General features: G+C 57.1%; 21 protein-coding genes. 14 read left to right on the top strand and 7 right to left on the bottom strand.

Annotation, left to right across the window (positions count from 1 at the left end; all coding sequences use genetic code 11):
• Positions 1-21 precede the first annotated feature (21 nt).
• The 4 genes from GRI35_RS01350 to GRI35_RS01340 form a co-directional block, all read right to left on the bottom strand.
• Positions 22-921, bottom strand: coding sequence for an SPASM domain-containing protein (locus GRI35_RS01350; RefSeq protein WP_160612360.1), 900 nt, complete (start codon positions 919-921; stop codon positions 22-24).
• Between the two features lie 65 nt (positions 922-986).
• Entirely contained in the window at positions 987-2,777 is a 1,791-nt protein-coding gene (locus tag GRI35_RS13980; protein WP_160612359.1) for a carbamoyltransferase family protein, read from the bottom strand.
• A gap of 9 nt (positions 2,778-2,786) precedes the next feature.
• Positions 2,787-2,936 carry a DUF5989 family protein gene (locus GRI35_RS13660; protein WP_202390476.1) on the bottom strand — a complete coding sequence of 50 codons (150 nt, stop codon included), beginning with the start codon at positions 2,934-2,936 and terminating at the stop codon, positions 2,787-2,789.
• 10 nt (positions 2,937-2,946) lie between these two features.
• Positions 2,947-3,363 (bottom strand): SxtJ family membrane protein, encoded by a 417-nt coding sequence (locus GRI35_RS01340; RefSeq protein WP_160612358.1) that lies wholly within the window; start codon positions 3,361-3,363, stop codon positions 2,947-2,949.
• A gap of 161 nt (positions 3,364-3,524) precedes the next feature.
• Between GRI35_RS01340 and GRI35_RS01335 the strand changes: the two genes are divergently transcribed.
• From GRI35_RS01335 to GRI35_RS01325, 3 genes are read left to right on the top strand one after another with little or no spacing between them, the layout of a single operon-like run.
• A complete protein-coding gene (locus GRI35_RS01335; RefSeq protein WP_160612357.1) occupies positions 3,525-4,700 on the top strand; it encodes an acyl-CoA dehydrogenase family protein in 1,176 nt (391 codons plus the stop codon).
• A 49-nt stretch (positions 4,701-4,749) separates the two neighbouring features.
• Positions 4,750-5,220 carry a PH domain-containing protein gene (locus GRI35_RS01330; RefSeq protein WP_160612356.1) on the top strand — a complete coding sequence of 157 codons (471 nt, stop codon included), beginning with the start codon at positions 4,750-4,752 and terminating at the stop codon, positions 5,218-5,220.
• On the top strand, positions 5,217-6,764 hold the full coding sequence (locus GRI35_RS01325) for a PH domain-containing protein (RefSeq protein ID WP_235900091.1): 1,548 nt from the start codon (positions 5,217-5,219) through the stop codon (positions 6,762-6,764). Before GRI35_RS01330 ends, GRI35_RS01325 begins: the two co-directional genes overlap by 4 nt.
• Here GRI35_RS01325 and GRI35_RS01320 read toward each other — a convergent pair.
• Entirely contained in the window at positions 6,761-7,069 is a 309-nt protein-coding gene (locus GRI35_RS01320; RefSeq protein ID WP_202390475.1) for a GNAT family N-acetyltransferase, read from the bottom strand. The two genes, GRI35_RS01325 and GRI35_RS01320, sit on opposite strands and share 4 nt — an antisense overlap.
• Before the next feature lie 90 nt (positions 7,070-7,159).
• Between GRI35_RS01320 and GRI35_RS01315 the strand changes: the two genes are divergently transcribed.
• Positions 7,160-8,155, top strand: coding sequence for a threonine aldolase family protein (locus GRI35_RS01315; protein ID WP_160614678.1), 996 nt, complete (start codon positions 7,160-7,162; stop codon positions 8,153-8,155).
• Complete coding sequence (locus tag GRI35_RS01310; RefSeq protein WP_160612355.1) at positions 8,152-9,072, top strand: DMT family transporter; 921 nt, start codon at positions 8,152-8,154, stop codon at positions 9,070-9,072. Before GRI35_RS01315 ends, GRI35_RS01310 begins: the two co-directional genes overlap by 4 nt.
• On the opposite strand, the gene GRI35_RS01305 is transcribed toward GRI35_RS01310, so the two are convergent.
• Positions 9,069-9,839 carry a Rossmann-fold NAD(P)-binding domain-containing protein gene (locus GRI35_RS01305; protein WP_160612354.1) on the bottom strand — a complete coding sequence of 257 codons (771 nt, stop codon included), beginning with the start codon at positions 9,837-9,839 and terminating at the stop codon, positions 9,069-9,071. The genes GRI35_RS01310 and GRI35_RS01305 overlap by 4 nt on opposite strands.
• Before the next feature lie 52 nt (positions 9,840-9,891).
• Here GRI35_RS01305 and pepN point away from each other — a divergent pair, with 52 nt between their 5' ends.
• The 9 genes from pepN to GRI35_RS01260 all read left to right on the top strand — a co-directional run bounded on the left by pepN (position 9,892) and on the right by GRI35_RS01260 (position 19,487).
• Positions 9,892-12,558 (top strand): aminopeptidase N, encoded by a 2,667-nt coding sequence (gene pepN, locus GRI35_RS01300; protein ID WP_160612353.1) that lies wholly within the window; start codon positions 9,892-9,894, stop codon positions 12,556-12,558.
• Positions 12,551-13,309 (top strand): peptidoglycan editing factor PgeF, encoded by a 759-nt coding sequence (gene pgeF / locus GRI35_RS01295; protein ID WP_160612352.1) that lies wholly within the window; start codon positions 12,551-12,553, stop codon positions 13,307-13,309. Before pepN ends, pgeF begins: the two co-directional genes overlap by 8 nt.
• A 31-nt stretch (positions 13,310-13,340) precedes the next feature.
• Positions 13,341-13,478 carry a hypothetical protein gene (locus GRI35_RS01290; RefSeq protein ID WP_160612351.1) on the top strand — a complete coding sequence of 46 codons (138 nt, stop codon included), beginning with the start codon at positions 13,341-13,343 and terminating at the stop codon, positions 13,476-13,478.
• 53 nt (positions 13,479-13,531) lie between these two features.
• Entirely contained in the window at positions 13,532-14,107 is a 576-nt protein-coding gene (petA, locus tag GRI35_RS01285; protein WP_202390474.1) for a ubiquinol-cytochrome c reductase iron-sulfur subunit, read from the top strand.
• 17 nt (positions 14,108-14,124) lie between these two features.
• Entirely contained in the window at positions 14,125-15,417 is a 1,293-nt protein-coding gene (locus GRI35_RS01280; RefSeq protein ID WP_160612350.1) for a cytochrome b, read from the top strand.
• Positions 15,418-15,438: 21 nt separating this feature from the next.
• Positions 15,439-16,287 (top strand): cytochrome c1, encoded by an 849-nt coding sequence (locus GRI35_RS01275; RefSeq protein ID WP_160612349.1) that lies wholly within the window; start codon positions 15,439-15,441, stop codon positions 16,285-16,287.
• A gap of 81 nt (positions 16,288-16,368) precedes the next feature.
• On the top strand, positions 16,369-16,905 hold the full coding sequence (locus tag GRI35_RS01270; protein WP_160612348.1) for an adenine phosphoribosyltransferase: 537 nt from the start codon (positions 16,369-16,371) through the stop codon (positions 16,903-16,905).
• Between the two features lie 90 nt (positions 16,906-16,995).
• The gene (locus GRI35_RS01265) at positions 16,996-18,861 is read left to right on the top strand and encodes a cation:proton antiporter (RefSeq protein WP_160612347.1); all 1,866 of its coding nucleotides are present in this window, start codon (positions 16,996-16,998) and stop codon (positions 18,859-18,861) included.
• Positions 18,858-19,487: an OmpA family protein gene (locus tag GRI35_RS01260; protein WP_160612346.1), complete on the top strand. Its 630-nt coding sequence runs from the start codon at positions 18,858-18,860 to the stop codon at positions 19,485-19,487. Before GRI35_RS01265 ends, GRI35_RS01260 begins: the two co-directional genes overlap by 4 nt.
• Here the strand turns inward: GRI35_RS01260 and GRI35_RS01255 are convergent.
• Positions 19,484-20,236, bottom strand: a complete 753-nt coding sequence (locus GRI35_RS01255; RefSeq protein WP_160614676.1) for a 3'(2'),5'-bisphosphate nucleotidase CysQ — start codon at positions 20,234-20,236, stop codon at positions 19,484-19,486. The genes GRI35_RS01260 and GRI35_RS01255 overlap by 4 nt on opposite strands.
• Between the last annotated feature and the right edge of the window lie 2 nt (positions 20,237-20,238).

Raw genomic sequence — 20,238 nt, 5'->3', positions numbered from 1 at the left:
GCTTAACAACACCAGCCGGCTTCATGACGTCTGCGCGCTGCCAGCAGTTGCCATATCGGCGTTCTGTGCTTCCAGATTTGCGTAAAATTCCTGCGTGCGGACGTCCTTTTTCGTCCGCGCAACTTCGCAAGTGCGGCACAATATATCGATGTTGTCGTCCACTTGCGCACGCAGCACTTTTTGAAATTCTGCGCCGGAGAGCAGCGCATCGTAATCGGTTTCCAGCAGGTTCCCGATCACGTGCTTCAAATCCCAATCCATGCAGCACAGGGCGACATCGCCGCTGGGCAGCAGCACATTCTGATACACGCGCGGGCATAGTGCCAATTCGCCTGTCAATCGCTCGGGTGGGGCCACGCCGGCAATGTCGATATTGCCGGCTCGCGTCAGGATCCACCGGTTCTCCGGCTCGACGCCATGGGCCGACAGCAGTGCGTCCACCCGCTCGTGCACGGCCTCTGGCCCTTCTGTTCCTTCATGGACATGGAAGCCGATGTTTGAGATGTCGCTTTCGATCAGCCGGGTCAGCGCGGCCATATAGGTATCATCTACAATTATTCGCGTCAGACCTTTGGTGTCGGGTAGATGGACCGCGAACTTGACGAAATCGACATGTTTGAAGCGGTCAACCTGTTCTGCGGTCAAACCCATCACTGTGGTTGATAGCCGAACCTCGTGGCCAGCTTCGACCGCATATAGGATCATATCAGTGCAGGCCTGATTGAGAAATGGCTCGTAAAATCCGGTGAAATTGACCGTTACGTCTTTGGGTAATTTGTCGACGCAGGCCTTGTATGTTTCAAAGCTCAGGCTCGATGGACCGGTGAATTGCTTATAGGCTCTGCCGATAGTGACTTGCGGACAGTATGAGCACAGAACGCCGCACCCGATGCCGGTCGATATCAACAGCGCTCTATCCATATTTCCTCCGATACAACCGGCGCCATTATCCCATCCGACCGCGCATAGTCCATCACAAACGATGCCTATGTGTCTTTGCGGACAATACAATTGCCACACACCAGCAAATCCAATCCCGACTGCGAGAAGCATCGATATGCATCTTCGGGGGTACACACGATCGGCTCGTCGCGTCCGTTGAAGCTCGTGTTCAGCAGCATCGGACAGCCCGTTTCGTCAAAAAAAGCACTGATTAATGCGTGAAAGCGCGGGTGCATGTTGGCGGTGACGGTTTGAATGCGTGCAGAGCAATCTACATGAGTGACGGCGGGAATCACTGACCGGCGAAGTTTCAATTTGTCAAAACCCGTAACTGGTTGGGCCTCCGCCGCAACTGGCTCAAGCTTGCTCTGGGCAACTGGTGCGACCATCGCCATATAGGGGCTGTCTTGCCCCAGCGCGAACCAGTCGCCGGAATGCTCGGCCAAGACTGCGGGGGCAAAGGGACGGAAGCTCTCGCGCCCTTTGACTTGCAGATTTATCTTGGACTGCATTGTTTCCGACCGCGGATCACCCAGTATGGAGCGGCTACCCAAAGCGCGCGCGCCAAACTCCATCCGGCCATCAAACCATCCCGCCACTTTGCCCGTAGATATGTCTTTGGCCACGGTCTGGAACAGGTCTTCATCGGGCAGGGCTTCGAAATCTGCGCCCAGCACAGAAAGTGCAGCTTCGATTTCCGATTGCGTGTAAGCCGGGCCGAGGCAGGCGCCTTGCATATCATCGCTTTTGTCAGGCTGGGTGCGCGGCTGACCGAGCGCGAGATGCCAATATGCCAGCGCCGCCCCCAGCGATCCGCCAGAGTCTCCGGCTGCAGGCTGTATCCAAACATGGTCGAAATTGCCGCTGCGCGCGAGCATGCCGTTGATGACGCTGTTCTGCGCAACACCGCCAGCAAGACACAAGTTCCGTCGCCCGAATTCTTTGCTCAAACTTGCCGCCATCCGCAACACGATGTCTTCAGTCACCGCCTGTACGGAGCGGGCGATGTCCATATGGAACTGGGTTATCGGTTCGTGCGCGGCACGGCGCGGCTCACCGAAAAGGTCGCCGAATTTGCCATTGATCGAGGTGAAACCGGTCGCATAATTGAAATAGCTCTGGTCCATCCAGAAACTGCCATCGTCTTTAACATCGATCAGATAATCCAGGATTGTGTCACGGAAAATTGGCGATCCATAGGGGGCCAATCCCATGACTTTATATTCGTCATAATTGACCCGGAAGCCGATATATTCGGTGAAAGCCGAATAGAGCAGCCCGAGTGAATGGGGGAATTGGATTTCCTTTTTGATTTCCAGCGAGTTGCCGCGCCCAATCGCAACGGATGTTGTTGTCCGCTCGCCCACGCCATCGATGCTCAGCACAATTGCCTCTTCATAGGGAGACGGGAAGAAGGCGCTCGCACAGTGGCTCATGTGATGTTCGCTGAACTTCAACTGGCCTTTATCTTGCCAGTCGGGATCATGCTGGACGAACTGCTTCAACAATACGCTTTTCTGGAAAAGCTTTTCCTTGATCCACACCGGTATAGCGCGCCCGAAAGATCGGACTCCGCTCGGGGCAAATGCCAGATAGGTGTCGAGCAGCCGTTCAAATTTCAGAAACGGCTTTTCGTAGAAGACAATGTGATCGATTTCGGACAGCTTTAAACCTGCCGCAGACAGGCAATAATTGATCGATTGGACCGGGTAACCGGCATCGTTCTTGAGGCGAGAAAACCGTTCTTCCTGAACGGCCGCAACAATCTGTCCGTCGACCAGCAATGCGGCGCTGGAATCGTGATAGAATGCCGATATTCCGAGGATTGCGGTCACGCCGCTATCTTACCACAGTGTGTAAACGAATGGCGAAATGGCGGTGCCTTGTGTCATCACAATCAGCGCCCCGAATAGCGCCAGCACCAGAAACACGGGCAGCAGCCAATATTTCTTGCGCAGCAGCAGGAACCGCCAAAATTCCACCAATGTCTTCATAACAACACCATCAATATTGCCGCGCCATTGTGTCCGATGCGTTTTCCTCGGGCAGGCGCTCTAGCCAATAGGTTTCGCCTTCTTTCACGGATTGCTTCATCCGCAATGGGTCGCTGCCAAACAGTCGTGCCAAAAACGCAATTGGCGTCACAACCACATAGAAAACCAGCCCTAGGATAATTGGAGACATGGCTCGCCCGACCACCATCCCCAATTTGATCCAGTATCGATTGGGGTAGTGGAAAATCTTCGGGATCACGAGGCCTGTAATGCCCAGCACTCCGGCAATGGCTAAGGACCATAGTCGAACACCGCCGGTGGATACCGCCCATGGGTAAAGCGCAATTGCCAGGAAAATCAGAGCAAACAGAATCGCAAATGCACGGTCAGAGCCAGGCTTCACAGGTATATAAGCTGTATCGTCCAAATAGGGTCCCCCGTGCCGCCCGCCTCAGACAATTCGCATAATGTGTTGGCGTGTCAACGCAAACCTATCGTCAGACGCGTCAAGAAACCGTCGTGCTGCGCATTCCCTTGGCATGCAAATCGGACTAGCTCAGAAATGAAAGATGATCAGGGATTAATACTATGCATTTCGGATTGAATGATCAGCAACGCGGATTGCAGGAAGCGGCGCGCAAATTTGTGCGTGCCGAGCTGCCCGATCTAGCGCGGGAACTGGAGCGGGATGATAAGCCGGTGCCGGACGATATGCTGCGCCGCTATGGTGAGCTGGGCTTTCTCGGTATCAATCTGCCAGAGCAATATGGCGGGATGGGACTGAGCCATTTCGATGCCTTGCTGGTGCTGGAAGAATTTGCGCAAGTTTCGGTAGCGGTGGCGTTCCCGGTTTTCGAAGCACTAACCGGGCCGGTCCGGACGATTGCGCAATTCGGGTCGGATGCTCTGAAAGCCAAGATCCTGCCTGAAGTGATACGTGGCGAAAAAATCGTCGCGGTTGCTATGTCGGAACCCAATGCCGGTACAGCGCTGACCGATTTGACGACCACCGCGACAATCGACGGTGATACCATCGTCCTCAACGGCCAGAAGCGCTGGAGTTCAGGGGCAGGGCACTCGCATTACTACATAACTTATTGCCGCTTCGATGGAATCGAAGGTGCCAAGGGCATTGGCGCAGTGGTGGTCGAGAAGGGCGCTGATGGCCTTTCTTTCGGCAAACCCGAAGAATTGATGGGCTTTCGCGGCGTTCCTTCGGCCGATATTTTCCTCGACGATGTGCGTGTGCCGGCACGCAATCTGATTATTGGCGCAGGCGGTTTCGGGAAGCTCATGACTGCCTTCGGTTTGGAGCGCTGCGGCAACGCGACTATGGGGTTAGGCGTTGCAGCGGGAGCGCTCGAAGATGCGCTCGCCTACACGCAAGAACGCGAGGCCTTTGGCAAACCGATTGTCGATTTTCAGGCCGTCCAAATGAAGCTCGCTGAAATGGCGATGCAGGTCGATGCCGCGCGGTTGCTGATCTGGCGCGCAGCGGCGAATGCGGGTGCCCAAGACAATGGCGGCTTGCCGACGGTCTATGAAAGCTCGCTTGCGAAATGTTTCTCCAATGAAATGGTCCGCGATGTGACTCAGCTGGGTGTGCAAGTGATGGGCGGGTATGGATATTCCAAGGAATATCCGATGGAGCAGCGCCTGCGCGACGGTTTTGCCTGGGGGATCGCTGGCGGCACAACCGATGTCCAGAAGAGCAACATCACCGCCGCGATGATCGGTAGGCGATTTAATCAGCGTGCCAAATAGAGCGCCTTTGACCTTGCCAAGCTCGGCCGTGTTAGCCATCTAAAGCACCATGGACGAAACCGACGACACGCTTACTCCTCTGCACCCCAATCACGTGAAGGTCACGCGCATCGTCGCGTGTCTGTTCGCAGTGCCTTTTGTAATCGGCTCGATTGTGCTGGAAGTGCTGCAAATCCTCCCGCTCGGGGTGTTTGTGGTCCCGGTATTTCTGGTCGCTGTGTTTCTGGTCCTGCGCGTGCCGCTGCGCCGTTATCATGCACGCGGCTACGATATGGGCGAGGACCGGCTTCGCGTGGTGAAAGGCATTCTCTTTCGCTCGGACACGGTCGTTCCGTTCGGGCGCGTCCAACATATCGATGTCGATCAAGGGCCGCTTCAGCGCACCTACGGTATTGCCACGCTGACGCTGCACACAGCCGGGTCGCACAATGCCTCGGTGCATTTGCCAGGTCTGGCCAATGAAGACGCGCTGGCTATGCGAGAAGACATCCGCAGTCATATCAAGCGCGAGCTGGATTGAACGATATCGTGGAGATTTTGCCAGAATCCGAACCACCTGAAGCCAAGCGAACCCATCCGCTTAGCTTTGTGGTCAAGGCCGTCGACGGGCTGCAAAATGCGATCTTCCCGATGGTCGCGGGGTTTTTTGCCTTGCGCGATCAGTCATGGGCCATTTTTGGCGCGATCGGCATTGGCTTGGCGATTGCCGCGATCACAGCTGGCCTGTCTTATTTTTCATGGCGGCGCTTCACCTACACCGTCGATGCGACCGATATCCGTGTCGAAAGCGGGATCCTATCGCGGGCAGCCCGGTCGGTACCGTTCGAGCGGATCCAGGATGTCAGCCTTGAGCAAGCGCTGATTCCCCGCCTGCTCGGCCTCGTGCAGGTCCGGTTCGAAACTGGGGCTGGTGGGAAGGACGAACTCGCTCTCAACTACCTCGCCGAAGCAGAAGGCGAACGGCTGCGGGAAGTGGTCAAGGCGCGTAAAGATGGTGTTAGCGAAAGTTCTTTCGAGGGCGGTGCGGACACACCGCTTGAGGCGCCTGCCGAAACGCTGTTTGTGATGGATGAGAAGCGGCTATTCACATTCGGCGTATTTGAATTCTCGCTGGCGGTATTCGCGGTCCTTGCGGGTCTTTTCCAATATGTAGAGACATTCGCGTCCATCGAGTTGTGGAATGCGGATTTCTGGTCAGATTCGTTAGCCGGTCCGGGCAGCTGGGTGTCGGGTCTGGGGTTGGTGGGACAGATCATCGGTGCGATTGCAGGGCTCATTACATTTGTAATTCTGGGATCGGTTACAGGCCTTGTGCGGACATTCCTGCGCGATTGGGGCTTCCGGCTGGAGCGGACCGAGAAGGGTTTTCGTCGTCGCCGCGGCCTGCTGACCAAGACCGATGTGGTGATGCCGGTCCACCGCGTGCAAGCGCTCAAGATGACCACAGGGTTTATCCGCCGCCGTTTCGGATGGCATGGGCTGAAAGTGGTCAGTCTGGCGCAGGATAGCGGCGCCGCCAGCCATGATGTCGCACCGTTCGCCAAAGTAGACGAGCTGCGCCCGATTGCCAAAGCAGCGGGTTTCGCGCTTGATCCATCCGCGGGTAGCCAATGGCATCGCGGCAGCAAGAAGTACCGCTTCGATAGTGCAATTATCGAGTTTGCGGTGTTTGTGCTGATCGCGTCAGGCGTTGCCACTGGCTTGACCATCAGCGGTGCGGCATCGCCTGCATTTGCTTTGATTGCTCTTGCCGCCGGGTGCCTGTTTGCTGTGCGCCAGATGTTCCTGTGGCGGTTCGACTTTAACGCGCTCGGCGCGCGGTATTTCTTCGTGAAGCAGGGGTGGCTCGCCCCCAAGCTGGATGTCGCCTCGCGGGTTAAACTGCAATCAGTGGAGATCGCGCAAGGCCCGATATCGAGTAGGCGCGGCTATGCCACGTTGAAGCTGGGCTTGGCTGGCGGGACGCTTGAAGTCGAAGGGTTGCCGGTCGCAAGGGCGCACGAACTTAGGTCTGCGATCCTGAGCAGTATCGCCAAGACCGACTTTTCCGAGCTTGCGGGTTAGACGCGAAGGTCTGCCCATGTGGGATTTTGCCCGAACTTCTTCGCAACATAGGAGCATTGCGGGACGATTTTGAAACCGTGTTCGCGCGCGTCAGCAACCAGCGCGTCGACTAGAGCAGAAGCAACGCCTCGGCCGCCAATTTCGCGTGGGACCAGCGTATGCTCTGCCACGCGCGCGGTGTGTCCGTTTTGGGAGCGCGTCACCCACGTCAGGCGGCCAATTGCCTCGGTCCCTTCGATGTGCGCGTGATACTCGCCTTCATCGCCATCTTTGTGGCGGGTAATTGTCAGTCCTTCGATTGCCATGCTTTTGCCTCTGGATAGATTGGTGAACAGTTTGGATAGTCTTGCACTCAACGCCCGGTGGCGTAAGGGCGTTCCACTATGAGCGCCACGATGCAATTTCTGTCTGACAATGCCGCTTCGGTCCATCCCGTGATTTGGGCCGCAATGAAAGCAGCAGATGCGCCGGATTCGCCCTATGATGGCGACGCCGTTTCGCAGCGACTGGACGAAGCTTTCAGCGCGGTTTTTGGAAGAGAGTGCGCAGTGCTATGGGTGGCGACAGGGACTGCTGCTAACTGCCTTGCGCTCTCGGCGATGGTACAACCGCATGGCGGAGTCGTCTGCCACCGCGAAGCGCATATCGAAATGGATGAAGGCGGCGCGCCCGGATTCTATCTGCATGGCGCGAAGTTGCTGCTCGCGGGGGGTGCGAGTGCCAAGTTGGCGCCCAGTGATATCCGCGCCGTGATTGATCCGATCCGCGACGATGTGCACCAAGTGCAGCCGCATGCGATCTCGATCACGCAGGCGAGCGAATATGGCTGTTCTTACCGTCCCGACGAAGTCGCTGCGATTGCGGAGCTGGCGAAAGAACGCGGGCTTGGCCTGCATATGGACGGCGCGCGTTTTGCGAATGCATGCGCGTTTCTTGGGGGCTCGGCGGCGGATGCGGCTGGTCCGGTTGATGCGTTAAGCTTCGGATTTGTGAAAAATGGCGGAATGAGCGCCGAGGCAATTGTGTTTTTCGACACTGAGCTGGCAGATGTCGCGCGCTATCGCCGCAAAAGAGCGGGACATTTGCAATCGAAAGGCCGCTATCTGGCAGCCCAATTGCTGGCGATGCTGGATGGCGATGTGTGGCTGCATAATGCCCGGACGGCGAACAGCGCGGCGCTGGAGATTGCCAGCGTCGCCGGAGAGCGCCTGATGCATCCCGTGGAGGCGAACGAGATATTCCTTCGTTGCACTCCAGCAGAGCGGGAAACACTCCGCAGCCAGAATTTCGATTTCTACGATTGGGGCGATGATGCAGCGCGGCTGGTAGCAGCGTGGAACACCCCGCAGGAACACGCAATGAAACTTGCGCAAGCCATCGCGGCATTATGACACAAGCTGAAGCTGGAGATACCCCGCACACTCTGCTGCGGCCGCAGATCGCGCTGCCATTTATTCTGGTCGCGCTGATCTGGGGATCGACCTGGTATGTCATTACCGGCCAGATCGGCGACGTTCCTGCGAGCTGGTCGATTGCGTGGCGCTTTGCTTTGGCGACCCCCGCGATGTTTATTATCGCGCTGGCGATGGGCAAAAGCCTGAAGATCGGAAAAGCGGGGCATATGCTTGCGCTGATGATCGGCCTGTTCCAGTTCTGCCTCAATTTCAATTTCGTCTATCGCGCCGAATTGCATCTGACCTCGGGTGTGGTCGCTGTGATGTTCGGCTTGCTGATGGTCCCGAATGTGTTCTTTGGCCGCATCTTTCTGGGGCAGCGCGTGACCGGACGCTTCATTGCGGGAAGCTTGGTTGCGCTTATTGGGATCAGTATGCTGCTCTTGCACGAGGCGCGCCTATCGCCGCTTGGCGGAGATGTCGGGCTGGGCGTGTTGCTGGCCATTGGCGGGATTCTGGCGGCATCGGTGGCCAATGTGATTCAGGCCAACGAAACGGGCGCGAAGCTACCGATGGTTAGTTTGCTTTCGTGGTCGCTGCTCTACGGAACCATCATCGACTTCGCGCTGGCGTGGTTTACTGCGGGACCGCCGGTTTTCCCGGACCGCTGGCAATATTGGGCGGGGATAGCGTGGCTCGGCCTCGCTGGTTCTGTCGTAACTTTTCCGCTTTATTACACCATCGTTCGGCAGATCGGTCCGGGCCGCGCCGCCTATAACAGTATCCTGGTGATTACTGTGGCGATGCTGATCTCGACTTTCATCGAAGGCTATGAGTGGTCATGGCTGGCGGGCGGTGGCGCAGCGTTGGCGCTTGCGGGTATGGTACTGGCACTGCGTGCGCGCAAGACCTAGAGCAAGCTGCGCAGCCCCGAGCGATAGTCGGGATATTGCGGTTCCCAGCCAAGCACGCGCTTGGCTTTGCCGTTCGCCACGCGGCGGTTCTCCGAATAAAATCCCAGCGCCATTTCGGAGAGATTGGCTTCCTCCAATGTTTGCAGCGGCGGCGGCTCGACACCCATCAACTGGCATGCCTCTTCAATCACAGCATTTTGCGGAGCAGGCAGATTGTCAGAAAGGTTGTAGGCGCCGGCCGGTCCATTAAGCCCCGCCAGCACTCCCGACACGATATCATCGACATGGACGCGGCTGAATATTTGTCCGGGCAGGTCGATGCGGTTGGCTTTGCCTTCGCGTACCCGGTCAAATGCGCTGCGACTGGGACCATAGATTCCGGGCAAGCGGAACACGCGGGCGCCTGTATCCAGCCAACGCTGATCGCATTCTGCCCGTGCGGTGCGGCGCCCTCCGCCCGTTGGAGAGCCTTCATCGACCCATGCGCCTTGTGCGTCGCCATAGACCCCGGTCGATGACAGATAGCCGACCCATTCCTGCGTAATGTCAGTGCCATACCGGCCAAGCACCGGATCGCCGCCTTCCGATGGCGGCACCGATGATAAAACATGGCTTGCCCGCGTCAAAGCATCGCGGACCGCGGCCCCATCGGCAAAGTCGACATCGCCCGCGCTGCCCGTTGCTTCAACGACCCAGCCTTTAAACCGCAGCGCCTCGGCAATGCGCGCAGCCGTATAGCCCAGACCAAAGATGAACATATGTGCCATGAGTGCGTTCTAGGCACTGGACGCGCAAAGGAAAGGCCCTAGATCACTCAACATGGATATTGCACGCACCCCCACCACGCCGGATGGCAATCCGGAAATGGCCGACGCAGCGTTTGAGCCCGCGCAGCCGCCAGTAATTCACCGTAAGGATTATGCTCCTTTCCCTTGGTTGCTTCCTGCGACACATTTGGAGTTTGCATTAGGGGTCGAACACACCCGCGTGGTTTCGACTTTGCAGATAGAGCGCAATCCGGCAGCGGCCGCCTCTGCGCACATCTTGCTCAACGGCGACGGATTGACGGCGGTTTCTGTCCGCGTGGATGGCCAAGAAACCAGCGATTGGGAAATGGAAGGCGACAATCTGCGGTTGAATTTGTCCGGCGATGCACATGAAATTTCCATCACCACCGAAATCGAACCGTCGGCGAATACCCAGCTAATGGGTCTTTATGCCTCCAACGGGATGCTCTGTACCCAATGCGAGGCCGAGGGGTTCCGCCGGATCACTTTCTTCCCTGACCGGCCTGATGTTCTGTCGACGTATACTGTCAAGATGACTGGCCCTAAGGCTGATTTTCCCGTGCTTCTGTCGAACGGGAACAAAGCTGCCGAGGGCGATAATGGTGACGGCACACATTGGGCTGAGTGGCATGATCCATGGCCCAAGCCATCCTATTTGTTTGCCTTGGTTGCAGGTGATCTGGTCGCCAATACAGACAGCTTCACCACCGTGTCGGGCCGTGAAGTCGATCTCGCGATTTATGTTCGAGCCCAAAATGACGGGGGCGATCTGGACCGGACTGGCCACGCCATGCGCTCTCTCGTTAAATCTATGAAATGGGACGAAGAGGTGTTCGGCCGCGAATATGATCTCGATGTGTTCAACATCGTAGCGGTCAGCGATTTCAATATGGGCGCGATGGAGAATAAAGGCCTCAACGTCTTCAATACCAAATATGTGCTGGCTGATCCGGAAACAGCGACCGACGGGGATTTCGACGGTGTCGAGGGGGTGATCGCGCATGAATATTTTCACAATTGGTCGGGCAACCGGATCACCTGTCAGGACTGGTTCCAACTGAGCCTGAAAGAAGGCTTCACCGTTCTGCGAGATCAACTGTTCAGTCAGGATATGCAGGGCGAGGCGGTGAAGCGGATCGAGGACGTGCGGATTTTGCGATCGGTTCAATTCCCTGAAGATAGTGGCCCGCTGGCCCACCCGATCCGGCCCGACAGCTTCCGCGAAATCTCCAATTTTTACACCGCGACCGTGTATAATAAGGGCGCGGAAGTCATCCGGATGATGCGCACAATGTGCGGACCCGAAGCGTTCCGCAAAGGTACGGATCTTTATTTCGATCGGCATGATGGCGAAGCCGCGACGTGCGAAGATTTCATCACCGCGATGGAGGATGGTGCCGGGCTCGACCTGACGCAATTCCGCCTATGGTACTCGCAGGCAGGTACCCCCAAGGTCGCGGTCGATCTGACGCATGCGGGCGATACGGCGACGCTGACTCTGCGCCAAACTGTTCCTGCGACAGCGGACCAGCCGGGCAAGAAACCGATGCCGATCCCGCTCAAGATCGCGATGTTTGATCGGGTAAGTGGCCAGCATTCCGGCGAGCAATTGATCGTCCTGAAAACTGATGAGCAAAGTTTCAACTTTGAGGGTTTTGCAGAGAAACCGATCTTGTCGATCAATCGTGGTTTCTCTGCGCCGGTGACAATCGAGCGCGACATTGCTGACGAGGATCTGGTGTTCTTGGCGGCCAGGGATGACGATCCGTTCGCACGCTACGAAGCGATGCAGGATCTTGTTGTCGGGCATTTAACTGCTGCATCGGGCAATGGTCTGGATGACTCGGCGCGCGGCACGGGTCGCTTGGCTATCGCGCAGGCGTTTGAGGCGGTCTTGAGCGATGATATGCTCGACGATTCGATGCGCGGCGAGCTGATGATGCTTCCCGGACTGACCTTTCTGATGGAGCAGCAATTGGTTGCCGACCCGTCGCGCATTCACGAAGAGCGCGAAGGCCTCAAAGCGTGGCTTGGGGCGCGGTTCGAGGATACACTTGTCACCTTGCACCAGCGCGTTTCTGCCGTGCCTTATGATCAAGAGGCTACCTCACGCGGTGCGCGCAAAGTAAAAACCCAGGCGCTGGTGTATCTTGCAGCTGGTAACTCGGAGCGAGCTTCGCAAATCGCTGCGGCACAATATCATGCGGCGGATAATATGACCGACCGCCAAGGCGCGCTGATGGTCCTGACCGGTCTTGGCACCGCCGCGCGGACGGACACATTGATCGACTTCCACCGGCGTTATGCCGGCAATGAGTTGGTGGTCGATAAATGGTTTGCGCTGCAGGCATCCTCGCTTCATCCGAACGCGATCGAGCATGTTAAGGCGCTCGCGCAGCATAAGGACTTTACCATCCGCAACCCGAACCGGGTGCGGTCGCTCTATATGGCGTTTGCGGGCAACCCGCATGCTTTCCACGCCGTTGATGGTGAGGGTTATCGCCTGATTGCAGACCTGATTCTCGAACTCGATCCGATCAATCCACAAACGGCGGCGCGCTTCGTATCACCGCTCGGCCGCTGGCGCAGAATCGAACCCGGACGCGCAGATTTGATGCGCGCAGAGCTCGAAAGGATTAAAGCTGCGGAGAATCTTTCCCGCGATACGTTCGAGCAGGTAACCCGGTCCCTTGGCTAATATTGCACTCGTTCGTGCGGCCTGCCTCGATGGCATCGCACATGGCTTTCTCGGGCGCCAAGGCGGCGTCTCAACGGGGGTGATTGCAGGCTTGAATGTGGGGTTCGGTGCGGAGGATGACGATGCAGCGGTAGCTGAAAACCGAATGCGCGCTGCGGATGCGGTTCTTGCTGACGCCCAATTGGTATCACTTTACCAGGTCCACTCCCCAAGAGCCGTCATTGTCGAGGAGCCTTGGGCTTTGGACGATCGTCCGAAAGCCGATGCACTGGTTACCAAGACTCCGGGATTGCTACTCGGTATCGTTACCGCGGATTGTGCGCCGGTTCTCTTCGCTGATCGCGAAGCGGGAATTGTCGGCGCAGCGCATGCCGGTTGGCGCGGTGCGCATAGAGGTGTAATCGAAGCAACGGTCGAGGCTATGACCCGTCTGGGTGCCGTGGCCGGTCGGATTTGCGCGGCAATCGGCCCGTGCATTGCGCAGGCGAGCTATGAAGTCGATGACGGGTTTCGTTCACAATTCGCCACAGAAGATGAACAATTTTTCGAAGCGGGCAAAGCCGGACATCACCAATTCGATCTGGAAGCGTATGTAGCCGCCCGCCTCGCCGAAGCGGGCTTGGGAACTATTGAACCGCTCGGGTTGGACACATATTCGAATGCGGCGAGCTATTATTCCTACCGCCGCGCCACGCATCATGGTGAGCCAAACTATGGCCGCCAGTTCAGCCTGATTGGCTTGCCTGCGTAACGCGCGTGTCACATCCATTGCACGAAACTGAATGGATAGTGCCAAAAAGGCAGTTGGCAGCACGGCCAATCACCGCTATCAGCGCGCCCAAACCGGCATTGGCGGATTCCTTTGGTGCATCCGCTATCTGACCGTTAAGCGGGGCTATTTTCGTGGAACGGGCTGGTAAAACAGTATTTGCGCAGCATTGTAAGCGGCGCAGTTGCAGGGCAAGGTAAGCGAATGGCTGATACGACTGGCACAGCAACTCCCGATACCGCCATGGATCATGGCGAAGACGGTGTTCGGCGGCGTGACTTTATCAATATTGCGGCGGTCAGCGCCGCTGGCGTTGGTGGTGCTTCGATCTTGATTCCCTTGATCAGCCAGATGGCTCCGTCGGAAGATGTGCTCGCTGAAAGCAGCACCGAAGTGGACGTGAGCGCCATCGAGCCCGGCCAAGCGATCAAGGCAATCTTCCGGAAACAGCCATTGTTCGTGAAGCGCTTGACCGATGCGGAAATTGAAGCTGCTAACGCGGTTGATGTTGGCAGTCTCCGCGATGCAGAATCTCTCAACGATCGCACGCTCGAGGGTAACCGCGATATTTTGGTGACCATGGGCGTCTGTACTCACCTTGGCTGTGTGCCTCTTGGCGCTGCTGAAGGTGAAGTTAAGGGTGAATATGGCGGCTATTTCTGTCCATGCCATGGTTCGCATTACGACACGGCTGGACGGATCCGCAAAGGACCTGCACCGACTAATCTTGTAGTGCCGGAATATGCATTCACCTCTGAAACCGTCATTCAAGTCGGGTAAGTGAGAAGAGAAACGATATGAGTTTTCCCTGGGCCCGCGAATATCAACCGGCAAACGGTTTGACCAAATTCCTGGACGAGAAGCTGCCGCTTCCGCGTCTGGTCTATAACGCAGTTGGCGCCGGTTATCCGGTTCCGCGCAATCTCAGCTATTTCTGGAATTTCGGTGTTCTCGCCGGTTTCTTCCTGATGGTGCAGATCGTCACCGGCGTTGTGCTGGCGATGCATTATGCGGCCAATGCGCAAGTCGCATTCTTCCAGGTCGAGCATATCATGCGCGATGTAAACTGGGGCTGGTTGATGCGCTATGCGCATATGAACGGCGCGCACTTCTTCTTCATCGTGGTCTATTTCCATATCTTCCGCGGATTGTTCTACAGTTCGTACAAGGCGCCGCGCGAGATGATCTGGCTTCTCGGCGTGGTTATCTTCCTGCTGATGATGGCGACGGCGTTTCTGGGTTACGTGCTTCCTTGGGGGCAAATGAGCTTCTGGGGTGCGAAGGTTATTACCGGACTATTCGGAGCTATCCCGCTGGTCGGTGAGCCGCTGCAGGTGTGGCTGGTCGGTGGTTATGCGCCTGATAATGCCGCTCTCAACCGCTTCTTCAGCCTGCACTTCTTGCTGCCATTCGTGATCTTGGGTGTTGTGATCCTGCACGTTTGGGCGCTGCACATCCCAGGCTCTTCAAACCCGACCGGTGTGGAGGTAAAGAAGGAAAGCGATACGCTTCCGTTCCACCCATATTACACCGCGAAAGATGGCTTCGGACTGGGCGTTGCGCTGATCCTGTATCTCAGTCTGGTATTCTTCGTGCCGAATATTCTTGGACATGCGGATAATTATATCGAGGCGAACCCACTTGCGACGCCGGCGCATATTCTGCCTGAATGGTACTTCTTCCCGTTCTACGCGATCTTGCGGGCGTTCACTGTGGACTTCATTCTGTCGGCCAAGCTGTGGGGCGTCCTCGCGATGTTCTCATCGATTCTGGTATGGTTCTTCCTGCCATGGCTCGACAAGTCGCCGGTGCGCTCGGGCCATTACCGCCCGCTGTTCCGCAAGTTCTTCTGGTTCGGTCTGATCCCGTGCATGGTTGTGCTGTTCATATGTGGCGGTGCGCCAGCTGAAGAACCCTATGTGATGCTCAGCCAGATCGCGACCGCATATTACTTCCTGCACTTCCTGGTGTTCCTGCCGCTGATTTCTTCGATCGAGAAGCCTGAACCGCTTCCGTATTCGATCACAGAAGCAGTGCTTGGCACCGATGATGATGCCAAGCTGCCCGCATCTGATGCGGTCAAGGCCTGAGGACGAGAGAGAGAACAGATCATGATCCGTATTGGTGGTTTCCTAATCGGCATCGGCTTCACTGTCGTCGTCCTCTGGTCCTTCGCTGTTGGCGCGTATAATTTCGCGACTGAAGAGAAGGTTGGCGCAGCCGAGTATGAATTTCATAAAGAGCCGAAAGACGTTTCTTTCGCGCATGACGGTGCTTTTGGTAAATGGGATAAGGCGCAATTGCAGCGCGGTTATCAGGTGTACAAAGAGGTTTGCGCCGCTTGTCACTCGCTGAAATTCGTCGCGTTCCGCGATCTTGCCGATCTCGGTTACAATGAAGACGAAGTAAAAGCGCTGGCAGCAGAATGGACTGTGCCGGGTATCGATCAGGATACTGGTGAGGCAATTACGCGTCCGGGTACTCCGATCGATTACTTCCCATCGCCATATCCGAATGACATCGCCGCAGCGGCTGGCAACAACAATGCGATTCCGCCGGACCTCTCTTTGATGACCAAGGCACGTCCGAACGGTACTGCTTATCTCTATTCGCTGCTGACAGGCTATGGCGAGCCATCAGAGGAGTTGAAAGCGAAATACCCTGATTTCTCGACGCCACCAGGCCTGAGCTTCAACGAGTATTTCCCCAACCTCAATCTCGCGATGGCGCAGCCAATCGTGATCGATGATCAGGTATCATATGCCGATGGTACTTCGGCAACGGTAGATCAGATGGCGAAAGACGTCACCGCATTCCTGACCTGGACGGCTGAACCATCGTTGGTCGATCGCAAACAAACCGGCTGGCCGGTTCTCGGGTTCCTGCTGTTTGCGACGATTTTGGCTTACTTCTCCAAGAAGCAAATCTGGTCTGCGGTTAAACCAAAGAAAGCCAAATAATTATTCATATCGTTCGATAACGGACACCATCCGCCCCGCGCATCCATCCGATGCGCGGGGCGTTTTGTTTGAGGCGCACGCATGACACCCGATACATTGAAAGATCTGGTCCGCACCGTGCCGGACTTCCCGGAGCCCGGAATCCAGTTCCGCGATATCACCACGCTCGTCGGCAATGGACCCGGGCTGGCCGCAACGGTCAATCATTTGGCGCGTATGGCGCGAGATGCCGGAGCGGAAGCGATTGCCGGAATGGAAGCGCGGGGCTTCATCTTTGGTGCAGCGGCGGCGGTTGAGCTCGAACTACCGTTTATTCCGGTGCGTAAGCCTGGCAAGCTGCCGGTGGCGACGATCGGCGTCGATTATGCGCTCGAATATGGTACAGACAGGCTGGAAATTGATCCTACTTCCATCACGGATGATCAGAGGGTCGTGATTGTTGATGACCTGATTGCTACAGGTGGGACAGCGCAAGCGGCGGTGCAATTGCTCCGCATGGCGGGCGGCACAGTCGATGATGCATTGTTCGTGATCGACCTTCCCGATCTGGGCGGTGCGAGAGCACTGCATGACGCTGGGGTCACGGTGTCGGCATTGATGCAATTTGAAGGTGATTGATTTCTATAAAGAATTGACTCGCTTTCAAGGCAGAAATGGCCGCATAGGCATTAATCGAGTGGATGAGACTTTGGCGGGGACCAGCATGTAATGGAAGAACAGGCGTTAGTCATTGCGCTGGTAGGCGTCTTGGGAATTGGTGCGCAATGGCTTGCGTGGCGGACAGGGTGGCCTGCGATTGTGCTGATGCTGGCGGCAGGTTTTCTTGCCGGACCCGTTTTTGGCATCTTCAATCCGGAGCGCGCATTTGGCGATTTGCTTGAACCGATGGTGGCCATTGGTGTGGCGATCATTCTGTTTGAGGGCGGATTGAGTCTCGACTTTCGCGAGCTCCGCCATGCCGGTGATGGTGTCTGGCGGTTGGTTATCTTCGGAGTACCCATCGGTTGGGTGCTGGGCAGTGTGGCTGGGTGGCTTGCCGGTCTGGTCTGGCCCGTCGCGATTCTGTTCGGCGGCATTCTGGTGGTGACCGGCCCGACCGTGGTGATGCCATTGCTCAGACAATCCTCGGTCCAGACGCGCCCCTCGGCGATCCTGAAATGGGAAGCCATTGTTAATGATCCGATCGGAGCCCTGTGCGCGGTAATCGCGTTTGAATATTTCCGCATGATCAGCGAGCGCCCAGGCGCCACCTTGTTCGAAGTCGTTCCGCCAATGATCTTTGCGGCCATTATCGCCGGCCTGCTCGGCTATGCGGCGGCCAAGGCTATTGCGTGGGCGTTCCCGCGCGGCGCGATCCCCGAATATCTTAAAGTGCCAGTCCTGCTGACTACGGTGGTTGCCGTGTTTGTTGTTTCAAACAAGATCGAGCACGAGGCCGGCCTGGTTGCTGTGACCGTCATGGGCATAGCACTCGCGAATATGCACGTATCGAGCCTGCGCAGCATTCACCCGTTCAAGCAGAACATCGCGGTATTGCTGGTGTCCGGCATCTTCATCCTGCTGTCGTCATCGCTCTCGATTGACGATCTCGCTTATATCGATCCGCGGATCAATCCGGGCTTTATTCTGTTCCTGCTTGGTCTGCTGTTCGTCGTCAGGCCCGCCACGATCTTGCTTAGCCTCGCGTTTAGCTCAGTGCCATGGAACGAGCGCCTGTTTCTCGCATGGATCGCGCCCCGGGGGATCGTTCTGGTCGCGATCTGCGGCCTGTTTGCCCTGCGCCTTACCGAGCTGGGTTACGCCGATGGCAACATTCTGATTGGCCTAAGCTTCGCAGTGGTAGTTACGACAATCATCGCACATGGTTTCACCATTAACATTGTTGCGCGTTGGCTGAACGTAAAAGGCAATACGCGGCCTGGCCTGCTCATTGTCGGCAGCACGCCGTGGACAATCACGCTGGCCGAAGAGATGCGCGCTCTGAAGACGCCGGTGATGATCGTTGACCCCAGTTGGCAGCGGCTGGGTGCAGCTCGTAAAGCCGGACTGCCATTCTATCACGGTGAAATTTTGAACGAAGCGACCGAGCATAATCTGGATCTCGCGCCGTATCAGGTGCTTGTCGCGGCGACCGATAATGAAGCGTACAACACCTTAGTCTGCAACGAATTCGCGCACGAGATCGGGCGGGATTCGGTTTATCAGTTAGGTGCTTCGACGGCCGAGGATGACAAGCATGCTATTCCGCCGTCGCTTCGCGGCCGCGCTTTGTTTGAAGCCGGTTTCGGCATGTCCGACGTGATCGAGCGCAGCCAGCAAGGTTGGATTTTCCGCAAGACCACACTGTCCGACGAGTTCGACTTTGAAGACGCGCAAGCCAAGCTGCCGGAGGCGGCACATATGCTGCTCCTGCTGCGCGATAATGGCCGGATGCGGTTCTTCACTCACGCGGTGAAGCCGGAACCGCGTGCAGGCGATACGATTATTACTTTCTCGCCTCCCAAGGCGAAATCACCTGAGGAAGTGGCCGCTCGCAAGGCAGAGCGTGCCACCGGCAAGGTGCAAACGACATGAGGACTATCACTATGACTTACCGCGCACCGCTGGCGATTATGCTTGCGCTTGCAATGGCGGCCTGCACCAGTGAGCGCGCCGAGCCCGAACCTGAACCGTCACCAACCGCAACGCTTGGCGAAGCGCCTGACCCGGAGCAATCGGAAGGGGTATCGATCATCCGCGAGGATTCGGATGTGGCTCAGGAAGTTATCAAATTGCAGCCTTTGAACGCCCGCATATCTTTCGACGAAGGCGGGTCCGATCTGAGCGATACAGCCATTGCCGAACTTGAGGCGGTGCTCGAAACCCGCCAGTTTGAGGCAGGCGGCCCGATTGTCCTGAGCGGGCATACCGATTCCAAAGGCACAGACGCTGCCAATATGCGTGCGGCGCGGAACCGCGCTGAAGCCGTGCGTGATTGGCTGGTTGAAAGGAACGTGCCGCAAAGCCGCATTACTGTCATCGCTATCGGTGAACAGAACCCGGCGCGCCCCAATGCCAAACCCGATGGCTCACCCGATGAGGAAGGCCGCGCGTTCAACCGCCGTGTCGATGTGGCCATTGCAGTGCCTGCCGAATTGGCTCTGCCTGATCCTGAGGATGAAACACCTACGCTGGTCGAGCAGGTCTCTGCCGAAGACTAATCGGTGCCCGCACCCGCGCCTTCGCGCACCAGTTTGAGAACCCTGTCCGCCCATTCCGGTTGGCAAATCAGTAGATCGGGCAAATAGGTATCGCGCTGGTTGTACAGCATCGGCGATCCGTCAATCCGCGAGCAATGCAAGCCATTGGCCAGCGCAACCGCCACCGGAGCGCAGCTATCCCACTCATACTGCCCGCCTGAATGCAGGTAGATTTCCGCTTCACCGCGCACCACGGCCATGGCTTTGGCGCCGGCAGACCCCATGGGCACAAGTTCACCGCCGATGGATTTGGCAACCGCGACAGCTTCCTGGGCCGGACGCGTGCGGCTAACGACCAAGCGCGGTGTGTCGGAGAATTCCATGTTCTGTAAGGGCAAGTCGCTGCGCAGCACGATCCCATCATCCAGACCCGGCAAAGCGACTGCGCCAGTTACGGCTACGCCGTCAATAGCAAGTCCCACATGGACCGCCCAATCGCTGCGGCCTTCGCCATATTCGCGCGTACCGTCGACCGGATCGACGATCCAGACGCGCGACTTGGACAGACGTTCGTCGGTATCTTTGCTTTCTTCCGACAATAGCCCGTCATCGGGCCGCAATGTACGCAGAGCATCCACAAGGTAACGATTGGCGGTTTCGTCACCTGCGTCACCCAGAGCCTTGCCCTCGAACTGGCCGCTCGCACGGACATCGAGCAGAACCGTGCCAGCTTCAACAGCCAGATGCGCTGCCAGTTCGGCGTCATTCATGG

Origin of the sequence: Pontixanthobacter aestiaquae, from assembly GCF_009827455.1 — a bacterium.
GTDB classification, from domain to species: Bacteria; Pseudomonadota; Alphaproteobacteria; order Sphingomonadales; family Sphingomonadaceae; genus Pontixanthobacter; species Pontixanthobacter aestiaquae.
The sequence above is the reverse complement of the archived record's forward strand: the minus strand, read 5'-3'. Positions and strand labels throughout refer to the sequence as shown.

Bases quoted from the DNA above. Each gene is read 5' to 3' on its own strand.
- GRI35_RS01350 (WP_160612360.1), bottom strand. From the start codon at position 921: ATGGATAGAGCGCTGTTGATATCGACCGGCATCGGGTGCGGCGTTCTG.
- GRI35_RS13660 (WP_202390476.1), bottom strand. From the start codon at position 2,936: ATGAAGACATTGGTGGAATTTTGGCGGTTCCTGCTGCTGCGCAAGAAA.
- GRI35_RS01335 (WP_160612357.1), top strand. From the start codon at position 3,525: ATGCATTTCGGATTGAATGATCAGCAACGCGGATTGCAGGAAGCGGCG.
- GRI35_RS01330 (WP_160612356.1), top strand. From the start codon at position 4,750: ATGGACGAAACCGACGACACGCTTACTCCTCTGCACCCCAATCACGTG.
- GRI35_RS01320 (WP_202390475.1), bottom strand. From the start codon at position 7,069: ATGGCAATCGAAGGACTGACAATTACCCGCCACAAAGATGGCGATGAA.
- GRI35_RS01315 (WP_160614678.1), top strand. From the start codon at position 7,160: ATGCAATTTCTGTCTGACAATGCCGCTTCGGTCCATCCCGTGATTTGG.
- GRI35_RS01310 (WP_160612355.1), top strand. From the start codon at position 8,152: ATGACACAAGCTGAAGCTGGAGATACCCCGCACACTCTGCTGCGGCCG.
- GRI35_RS01305 (WP_160612354.1), bottom strand. From the start codon at position 9,839: ATGGCACATATGTTCATCTTTGGTCTGGGCTATACGGCTGCGCGCATT.
- pepN (WP_160612353.1), top strand. From the start codon at position 9,892: ATGGATATTGCACGCACCCCCACCACGCCGGATGGCAATCCGGAAATG.
- GRI35_RS01290 (WP_160612351.1), top strand. From the start codon at position 13,341: ATGGATAGTGCCAAAAAGGCAGTTGGCAGCACGGCCAATCACCGCTAT.
- petA (WP_202390474.1), top strand. From the start codon at position 13,532: ATGGCTGATACGACTGGCACAGCAACTCCCGATACCGCCATGGATCAT.
- GRI35_RS01280 (WP_160612350.1), top strand. From the start codon at position 14,125: ATGAGTTTTCCCTGGGCCCGCGAATATCAACCGGCAAACGGTTTGACC.
- GRI35_RS01275 (WP_160612349.1), top strand. From the start codon at position 15,439: ATGATCCGTATTGGTGGTTTCCTAATCGGCATCGGCTTCACTGTCGTC.
- GRI35_RS01270 (WP_160612348.1), top strand. From the start codon at position 16,369: ATGACACCCGATACATTGAAAGATCTGGTCCGCACCGTGCCGGACTTC.
- GRI35_RS01265 (WP_160612347.1), top strand. From the start codon at position 16,996: ATGGAAGAACAGGCGTTAGTCATTGCGCTGGTAGGCGTCTTGGGAATT.
- GRI35_RS01260 (WP_160612346.1), top strand. From the start codon at position 18,858: ATGAGGACTATCACTATGACTTACCGCGCACCGCTGGCGATTATGCTT.
- GRI35_RS01255 (WP_160614676.1), bottom strand. From the start codon at position 20,236: ATGAATGACGCCGAACTGGCAGCGCATCTGGCTGTTGAAGCTGGCACG.